6 protein-coding genes are annotated in these 8,770 nt (G+C 66.0%); 5 read left to right on the top strand and 1 reads right to left on the bottom strand.

Going from position 1 to position 8,770, the window contains the following annotated elements; translation table 11 throughout:
- Window positions 1-225: 225 nt before the first annotated feature.
- On the bottom strand, window positions 226-2,682 hold the full coding sequence (locus Q8J98_RS06025; RefSeq protein ID WP_305293579.1) for a penicillin acylase family protein: 2,457 nt from the start codon (window positions 2,680-2,682) through the stop codon (window positions 226-228).
- A gap of 116 nt (window positions 2,683-2,798) precedes the next feature.
- Here Q8J98_RS06025 and Q8J98_RS06020 point away from each other — a divergent pair, with 116 nt between their 5' ends.
- From Q8J98_RS06020 to Q8J98_RS06000, 5 genes are all read left to right on the top strand, one after another.
- The gene (locus Q8J98_RS06020; protein WP_305293578.1) at window positions 2,799-3,671 is read left to right on the top strand and encodes an NAD(P)-dependent oxidoreductase; all 873 of its coding nucleotides are present in this window, start codon (window positions 2,799-2,801) and stop codon (window positions 3,669-3,671) included.
- Between the two features lie 93 nt (window positions 3,672-3,764).
- Window positions 3,765-4,211, top strand: coding sequence for a GNAT family N-acetyltransferase (locus tag Q8J98_RS06015; RefSeq protein ID WP_305293577.1), 447 nt, complete (start codon window positions 3,765-3,767; stop codon window positions 4,209-4,211).
- Window positions 4,212-4,292: 81 nt separating this feature from the next.
- Window positions 4,293-6,194, top strand: a complete 1,902-nt coding sequence (locus tag Q8J98_RS06010) for an ATP-binding protein (protein WP_305293576.1) — start codon at window positions 4,293-4,295, stop codon at window positions 6,192-6,194.
- Window positions 6,191-7,540 (top strand): sigma-54 dependent transcriptional regulator, encoded by a 1,350-nt coding sequence (locus tag Q8J98_RS06005; RefSeq protein ID WP_305293575.1) that lies wholly within the window; start codon window positions 6,191-6,193, stop codon window positions 7,538-7,540. The genes Q8J98_RS06010 and Q8J98_RS06005 overlap by 4 nt, the downstream gene beginning before the upstream one ends.
- Before the next feature lie 222 nt (window positions 7,541-7,762).
- Window positions 7,763-8,731 carry a TAXI family TRAP transporter solute-binding subunit gene (locus Q8J98_RS06000; protein ID WP_305183834.1) on the top strand — a complete coding sequence of 323 codons (969 nt, stop codon included), beginning with the start codon at window positions 7,763-7,765 and terminating at the stop codon, window positions 8,729-8,731.
- The last annotated feature ends 39 nt before the right edge of the window (window positions 8,732-8,770 follow it).

Here is an 8,770-nt window from a genome sequence, read left to right as displayed (position 1 = left end):
GGCGCGGCGCTACATGGGGCTGGAATCCCTCGCCCGCATCACGGATACTCCCAACCATAGGCTGCCCGCCGTGGCCGCCTGATCGAGACCGAGCCTCTCCGAGGGTTGGCGCTCATACACCACCAAATGGGGCACTACCCGCTGGACCGCACGGCAAAAGGCCGAGTTTGCGGCGTTATAGCTGATCGCCGCGGAAATTTCGCAGGCCAGTGGGCAGAGCCGTCGCTATTTCGGTAAAAGCCGGGTGATCCCGGCAGCGGCACCGCGGGCAATCTCGGGGTCGAGCGACATCGGTATGTAATCGCCGCGCCGCCACAACTCGGCGAGGTCGTCATAGTGGCGGCTGAGCGGATGCCCCGATTGGCCGGTGGAGATGATGAACACCGAACTGTCGGGGTCGGCAAAGTCGTAAACCCCCCGGTAGCCTGCCGCCTGCACGTTGCGATAGGGGTTTGCACCCGATCCGGCAAGGCTGCCCCGGTTGAGCGTGAAATCTCCGCCCGAGGTGGATTGGCGGATGTTCACCAGCCAGGCCAGCCCCGGCACCTGCCCCAGCACCGAATGTTCGTGCACCGCCTCATGCGCATCGCCCCAGCGCCAGCTTTCGACATTTGGGCCAAAGCGCGCGCTGAGGTCGATCAGCGCTTCGTCAAGCGCCGCGCGGGCGATATCGGTGCAGCTTTCCACCGGTGCCGACTGGATCACGTCGCACCATTTCGCCGCACCTTCGGTGTTGCGAAAGACGCGCTCGATGAAGAGCGGCTCAAGGTTTGCAAATTCCTGCGCAAGCGGCCCCAGCTCGTCGCGGGTCAGGCGGCTTTGCAGCGCCCGCATCCAGGCGGCGTAAACCAGCGGTTCAGGCAGGTGCTCGTTCATCGCCCCGTCCCAACCCGCGAGCAGTTCAAGCGCGCGCTGACGCTGGCGTTCGGGGGTGCCGGCGGGGGCGGCGGCTCCGGTAAACCACAGATCGGCACCGACCAGCGGCAACAGGCCCCGCGCCGCCGGGCTGACATCGTCAAGCTGCGCGGCAATGAAGCTTTCCCGGCTGTGCACCTCGCGGTCACTCATCAGCTTTTGCCAGCGCAACACCCGCTGGGTGTCGCCCCAATCAAAGCTCACATGGTCGGGAAAGGCGGCGTCGGAGACCTTGTTGTTGGTGTTGCCGACGATGCCGCCAGGCGGGGCCAGAACCTGCGGGCGGTTTGCGCGCGGCAAGACACCCTGCCAGCGGTTGGCGGTGACCCAGCCGGGGCTCGGCATCCGCCCCTGGGTCTGGTGGGCGGGGTCTCTGGCGGGCAAGGTGCCGATGGTGAGCATGCCGACACCCTGGGCATCGGCAAGCACCAGATTGAGCGCCGGGGCAATGTGCCCTTGCACCGCGGCCACGCCCTCGGCCACGCTTTGCGCGCGCATCAGCCGCAACCCGGCGCTCATCGAGGTATCGGCATCGGAAAGCGCGGTCCAGGCAAGCGCCACGACATGGCCCGGCGGCGTGATCGCGGCAAGGTTGAAGGTGGAGGGCGGCAGGATCGGGCCGTTCTCGCTCCAGCGCAGGGTCAGCGTTACCGACGGGGCATCCTTGACCTCGATGATCGTGCGGCGGGTGAAAAAGCCTGCCCAGCCATCGGGCAGGCGGTAGCGGTCGGGGTTGTCGGGGCTGAGTTCTTCGATGAAAAGATCCTGATCGTCGGCGTAGGCCGCGGTAATGCCCCAGCCAAGCGCCGCGCTGCGCCCCGCCAGCACCAAAGGCGTGCCCGGAAGCGTGGCCCCGATCACCCCGCCCGAGGCAAGTTCAAGCCGCGCCAGATACCAGGCCGCAGGCGTCGAAAGCCCCATGTGCGGGTCGTTGGCCAAAAGCGAGCCGCCCGCAGCCGAACGCCCCGGTGCCGCGGCAAAGGCATTCGACGCCGGTGCCAGGCCGCGCGGCACAACCGGTGAAAGCGCGTCCGCCGCAACGGCGAAGCCTGCTACATCACGCGGAGCGGTGGGAAAGAGGCTCGCGAACGCGGGCAATGCAGTGATTGCGGCACCCGGTGCATCGGGCAGCAGGTCGCGCAGCCAAACTGGATCACGCAACGACAGCCGGGCGCGCAGCACCTCGGATTGCAGAGCGTTGGTTTGTTGCAGCGCCGTGAGCTTCAGCACCGCGATCGAATCGGCGGGCTGCCAGGGCGCGATGTCGGGCGCATAGAGAAAGAACTCCGGTGCCCCGCGCCCGCGCGCGCCCGTATTCACCAGTCCGATCCAGGCGTTGACGCCATCGGCATAGGCTTGCAGGGCCAGCAGCGCATAGCCATCCTGCGCGGCCACTGACTGGTTGGCGAGCGTATAGAGATCAAGCCTGCGCAACAACTCGTCTGTGGCCAGCGTGCGCGTGCCAAAAAGCTCGGAAAGCCGCCCCTGCGCAGTGCGGCGCTGCAACAGCATCTGCCAGAGCCGATCCTGTGCATGGGCAAGGCCAAGCGCGAAATAGACATCGGCATCGGTGGCCCCGAAGATGTGCGGCACATCGTCGGTGGTGCGCACGATCTCGACCGGGGCGCTGATGCCTGCGACCAGATGCGTCTCGTCATAGTCGGGCAGCGAGCGGACAGCAAAGTAATAGGCCCCGGCAAGCGCCAGCACCAATAGCGCCAAAAGCGCCGAGGCGAGCCGGACAAGCCAGCGGAAGGCGGTCAACATCGGGGTCTCCGCTTCGGTCCCGCAATTGACGGGGCAAGGTCAATGCGTAACTAGTTGACGCCGGATCAATGTTCAACGCGCGTTTCCGTCAGGTCGTGCGGGCAGGGGGGGGCGAAATGGCGAAGCTGGCATTTCTGGGGCTTGGGGTGATGGGCTACCCGATGGCGGGGCACCTGGCCGCCAAAGGCCATACGGTGACGGTCTATAACCGCAGCCCGGCAAAGGCCGCGGCCTGGGTTGCGGCACACGGCGGTGCCAGCGCGCCAAGCCCGGCAGCGGCAGCGCAGGGTGCCGATCTGGTGCTGGCCTGCGTCGGCAACGATGATGACCTGCGCGCCGTCTGCCTTGGCCCGGAGGGGGCATTCGCGGGCCTGGCGCGGGGCGCGCTGTTTGTCGATCACACCACGGTTTCCGCCCGGGTCACGCGTGAACTGGCGGCGGCGGCGGCGGTGGCGGGCATCGGCTTTGTCGACGCGCCGGTTTCGGGCGGCCAGGCGGGGGCGGAAAACGGCGCGCTGTCGATCATGTGCGGCGGCTCGCAAGCAGATTTTGCCCGCGCCGAGCCGGTGCTGGCCGCCTACGCCAAGGTTTGCCGCCGAATGGGCGAAAGCGGGGCCGGGCAGCTTGCCAAGATGTGCAACCAGATCGCGATTGCCGGGGTGGTGCAGGGGCTGGCCGAGGCGCTGCATTTTGCCGAGAAGGCGGGGCTCTCCATTCCCGAACTCGTCGAGGTGATCGGCGCGGGGGCGGCGGGAAGCTGGCAAATGGCGAACCGGCACCGGGCAATGGCCGAGAACCGCTTTGATTTCGGTTTTGCGGTCAACTGGATGCGCAAGGATCTGGGGATCTGCCTTGAAACCGCGAACGAGACCGGGGCGAGCCTGCCGCTGACCGCGCTGGTCGATCAATTCTACAAGGATGTGCAGAAGCTGGGCGGCGGGCGCTGGGATACCTCAAGCCTGATTGCCCGGCTGCGCGCCGCGGGTTAGGTCTGCCTTGGCGCAAATATCCCCGCCGGAGGCAGGTCTTGCCAGCAAGGCGCGCTCCGCGGGGGATATTTTGCCTGAAGCAGTGGAGGGAAGATGCGGGTGACAATCAGGCAGGTCGGGCCGGAAGACCGCACGGCGTGGCTGCGGCTTTTTGCGGCCTATGCGGCGTTTTACCAGATCGACCTCGCGCCCGCGACCGCAGCGGCGGTCTGGGGCTGGATTCACGAACCGGCGAACCCGTTCTGGGCCGATCTGGCGGTGACACCCGAGGGCGAGGCGGTTGGACTGGTGCAGTATCAGCTGATGCACCGCTCGCTTGGCGGTTCGATGACCTGCTACCTCTCCGACCTATACGTCGCCCCCGAGGCGCGGGGGGCTGGTGCCGGGCGCGCGTTGATCGAGCATGTGCGCGGCTTTGCCCGGCAGCGGGGCTTGCCGGGGGTGAGGTGGCTGACCGCCGAAAGCAATACCGCGGCGCGGGCACTTTATGACACATTCGCACCGCGCACCGAGTTCGTGCTCTATTCGATCGTGCCGTGACCGGGGTGGCGGTGACGCGCGGCTTTCCTGAAGCGCCGCTGTTGCGCTAGGATTGCTGCAAGCCTGAGCCGAGGAGGATATATGCAGCGCATGGCAGAGGCCGCCGACCTAGCCGCCCACCCAGGGGGCCGGACAGCGCTTTCCGGGCGGTGGCGGCTCTACTGGCTGGTGCTGGCGCTGGGGGCGGCATTGCTTGCATCGCTGCCCGTGCTTGCGGGGCGCGATGCGCTTGGCCTGTTTCTGGGCGATACCGCGCGGCGCGGCGACACCACGCTGCGGCTGGCGGTTGCGACGATGCGCGGGCAGTTGGCGCGGTTCGAGCGGCTGCCGCAGTTGATCGCCGAGACGGCACTGGTGCGCGCACTTGCCGCAAGCCCCGACGACCCCGATCTGGTGGCCCGCACCAATGCCTATTTCAAGCACATTGCGGTGCTGCTCGGGGCTTCCGACGTCTATTACATGGACCTTTCGGGCACCACCCGCGCCGCCTCGAACCATGACACTGCCACCTCGTTCGTCGGCGGCAACTTTGCCTTCCGCCCGTATTTCTACGATGCGGCGGCAGGCGGGCAGGGGCGATTCTTTGCGCTCGGCACCACCTCGCGCAAGCGCGGCTATTACTTTGGCGCTCCGGTCAGCGAGGGCGGGCGCATTCTGGGGGTGATCGCTTTCAAGGTCGATCTTGACGCGATCGAGGAAACCTGGCGCGGCGGCGATGACGAGATCATCGTCACCGACCCGGAAGGGATCATCTTTCTTGCAAGTCGTGCGGAATGGCTGTTTGCCGGCATTTTCCCGCTGACGGAAGAGCGGTTGGCGCAAAGTGCGGCGACCCGGCGCTATGCCGACGCCACCCTGCGCGCGCTGCCGCTGGCGGAAACGCCGCTGCGCGGCGGCCATCGGCTTGCCACGGTGACCGAAGCGGGCACCGGCGCGCGCGAGTTTCTGTTGCTTTCCGAAGCGATGCCCGATGTGGGCTGGACGGTGAGCGTACTGCTTGATACCGCCTCGGCACGCCGCCAGCTATTGACCGCGCTGATACTGGCGCTGCTGGTAGCGGGTCTGGGCAGCATGGGGCTTGCGGTCATGGGGCAGCGGCGCGCGCGGCTGCGCGAGCGGTTGCAGATGCAGACCGAGGCGCAGGCCGAACTTGAACGCCGCGTGGTGGAGCGGACCTCGGAGCTTGCCAATGTCAACGTGCGGCTGGAGGCCGAGATAGGCGAGCGCACGGCGGCGGAGCACGACCTGCGCAAGGCGCAGGCAGATCTGGTGCAGGCAAGCAAGCTTGCAGCGCTTGGCCAGATGTCTGCCGCGCTCAGCCATGAATTCAACCAACCGCTCGCCGCGGCGCGCAATTATGCCGATAACGCGCTTACCCTGATCGACCGGGCGCGGGTCGGCGAGGCGCGCGACAACATCGGCAGAATTCTGGCGCTGGTTGACCGGATGACCTCGATCAGCAAGCATCTGCGCAGTTTCGCGCGCAAGCCGGGGCAGGAACTGGTTGCGGTGAACCTTGCCGAGGTGGTGGCGGCGGCGCAGGAAATTGCCGCCTTGCGCCTGCAAGACACTCAGGCCGAGCTGATCGTCGATCTGCCCGCCGACCTGCCGCAGGTGGTGGGCGGCCCGGTGCGCCTGCAACAGGTGCTGGTCAACCTGCTTTCCAACGCCGCCGACGCGGTGGAAGCGGGAGCGGACCGGCGGATCGAGCTTTCCGCCCGCGCCAGCGCCAAGGGCGTGCGGCTAAGCCTGCGCGACCACGGGCCGGGGGTGCCTGCGGGGCTGCGCGAGCGGATATTCGATCCGTTTTTCTCGACCAAGGTGGTGGGCAAGGGGCTGGGCCTGGGGCTTTCGATTTCCTACAATATCATCAAGGATTTCGGGGGTGATCTGAAGGTTTTCAACGCACCCGGCGGGGGCGCGCTTTTCTGCCTGGATCTGCGTGCGGTGGCCGAAGCTTCAGGGGGGCAAGCGAAGGCATGAGCGCGGTGCATATCCTGCTGGTCGATGACGATGCGGCGATGCGGGCCTCTACCGCGCAACTGCTTGATCTGGCGGGGTTCGAGGTTGAGGAACTGGCGCAGGGCGACCGCGCGCTTGATCTGGTCAGCTTCGGCTTTCCCGGCATCGTCATTACCGATATCCGCATGCCCGGCATCGACGGCATCAGCCTGATGAACCGCATCCACGAGATCGACCACGAAATACCGGTGATTCTGATCACCGGGCACAGCGATGTGCAGCTTGCGGTGCGGGCAATGCGTGAGGGGGCCTATGATTTCGTCGAAAAGCCGTTTTCCGGCTCGCAACTGGTCGAAATCGCCAGCCGCGCGCTCGATCACCGGCGGCTGGTTCTGGAAAACCGGGTGCTGCGCGCGGCGGCCGGGCAGGCGGACGATCTGGAACAGCGGCTGGTCGGGCGGTCGAATGCGATGATCGACCTGCGGCGGCGGATCCGCACCATTGGCCCGACCGAGGCCAATGTGCTGATCGTCGGCGAAACCGGATCGGGCAAGGAGGTGGTGGCGCGGGCGCTGCATGACCTCTCGGCGCGGGCGCGCAAGCCGTTCATCACCATCGACTGTGCGGCGCTGCCCGAGACGCTGATCGAAAGCGAGTTGTTCGGGCATGAGGCGGGCGCATTTCCGGGCGCGATGCGGGCGCGGTTCGGCAAGTTCGAACATGCGCGCGGCGGCACGATCTTGCTCGACGATATCGGCTCGATGCCGATCGCGATGCAGGGCAAGCTGTTGGGCGTGTTGCAGGAAGGCGCAATTACCCGGCTCGGTTCGAACGAGGCGGTGGCGCTAGATGCGCGCTTCATCGTGACCAGTCGGGTAGCGCTGGAGGATGAGGTGGCGGCCGGGCGGTTCCGCGATGATCTCTTTTACCGCCTGAACGCCGTGCGGCTGACCGTGCCGCCCTTGTCGGCGCGGCGCGAAGATGTGGCGCTGCTGTTCCTGCGGCTTCTGGCCGAGGCCGCCACGCGCCATCGCGTTGAACCGGTCAAGGCACCGCCGCAGGTGATCGCTGCCATTGCCGCGCGCGACTGGCCCGGCAATGTGCGCGAGTTGCGCAATGTCGCGGACCGTTTTGCGCTTGGCCTGGGGTTGGCAGAGGCAGGGCTCGGAAATGTCGAGGGGCCGACGCGGCTTGCCGATCAGGTGGCCGAGTTCGAGCGCCGCGCACTTGACAGTGCTCTGCGCGCCCATCTAGGCAGCCTGCGCCCGGTCTATGAACAGCTCGGGCTTTCGCGCAAGACACTTTATGAAAAGATGCAGCGCTACGGGTTGGACAAGGCCGACTACAGCGGCAGCAATGAAAACTGACCCGCTGATGGGCAGGAATCGCTACACCTCGGCCATGTGATGTAACGATTTCCACCCATCGCGCCTGCTTCGGTGCATATTCCTGCGGGCATCTGCCACATGGTGATTGATCGGCGGTGGCGCAGTCTGCTTTCCTGTACCGGCATTTCGCCGCTTGCCGCTGGGTAAGCGCGAGATTGGGGCCGGACCCCTGCACCTGAGAGACGTTCTGGGAGGAACACTATGCGACTCACCAAATTTGCCGCTTTTGCGGTTGCTGCACTTATGGCCATTCCTGCTGCCGCCCAAGACCGCGCCGGCTGGCCGAGAGAACTGACAATTGGCACTGCCAGCCAGGGCGGCACCTATTTTGTCTATGGCAACGGCTTTGCCAGCTACATCACCGAGGCGCTTGGCCTCAGCGCCACCGGCGAAGTGACCGGCGGCCCGGTGCAGAACGTGACGCTGGTGGAAACCGGCGACCACCTGATGGGTCTGGTCACCATGGGTCCGGCCTTTGACGCCTGGATGGGCAAATCCGAACTTGCGCCGGGGCTTGAGCACCGCTCGATCCGCGCACTGTTCCCGATGTATCAGACCCCGTTCCAGGTGATTGCGCTGAAGAAATCGGGTATCACCTCGGTTTCCGATCTGGCGGGCAAACGCGTCAGTGTCGGCCCGGCGGGCGGCACCCCCGGAACCTACTGGCCGCTGTTTCTGCAAGCTTTGGGTGTGAGCGCCAATATCTCGAATGCGGGGGCCTCGGATGCCGCGGGCCAGCTTGGTGATGGGCTGATCGACGCTTTCGCCTTTGCGGCAGGCGTGCCGATTTCGGCCTTCTCGCAACTGGCTGCGGAACAGGATGTGGTGATGTTCGGCTTTAGCGCCGAGGAACTGCCGAAGGTGCTGGCCGCCTATCCGGCAATGGCACCCCTGGCGATCCCCGCAGGCACCTATGCCGGGCATGATTACGACCAGAACACCGTCGCGCTCTGGAACTTTGCCATCGCGCATGCCGATATGCCCGAAAGCCTCGCCTACGAGATCACCAAACTGGCGATGGAAAACCCCGACCGCATGGTGGGTATCCACGCGGCGGCCAAGGAAACGCTGCTGGCGAACTGGGACAAGAACACCTTCATGCCGTTCCACCCCGGTGCCGTGCGTTACCTTGAAGAAAAGGGCTTCGTGGTGCCCGCGAACCTGAAGTAACGGTCGCCTGCAAGCATTGGCGGCACCTGCCCGAAGCGG

The sequence above is a fragment of the Phaeovulum sp. genome (assembly GCF_030684035.1).
In the GTDB taxonomy this organism is placed as follows: domain Bacteria; phylum Pseudomonadota; class Alphaproteobacteria; order Rhodobacterales; family Rhodobacteraceae; genus UBA6213.
The sequence above is the reverse complement of the archived record's forward strand: the minus strand, read 5'-3'. Positions and strand labels throughout refer to the sequence as shown.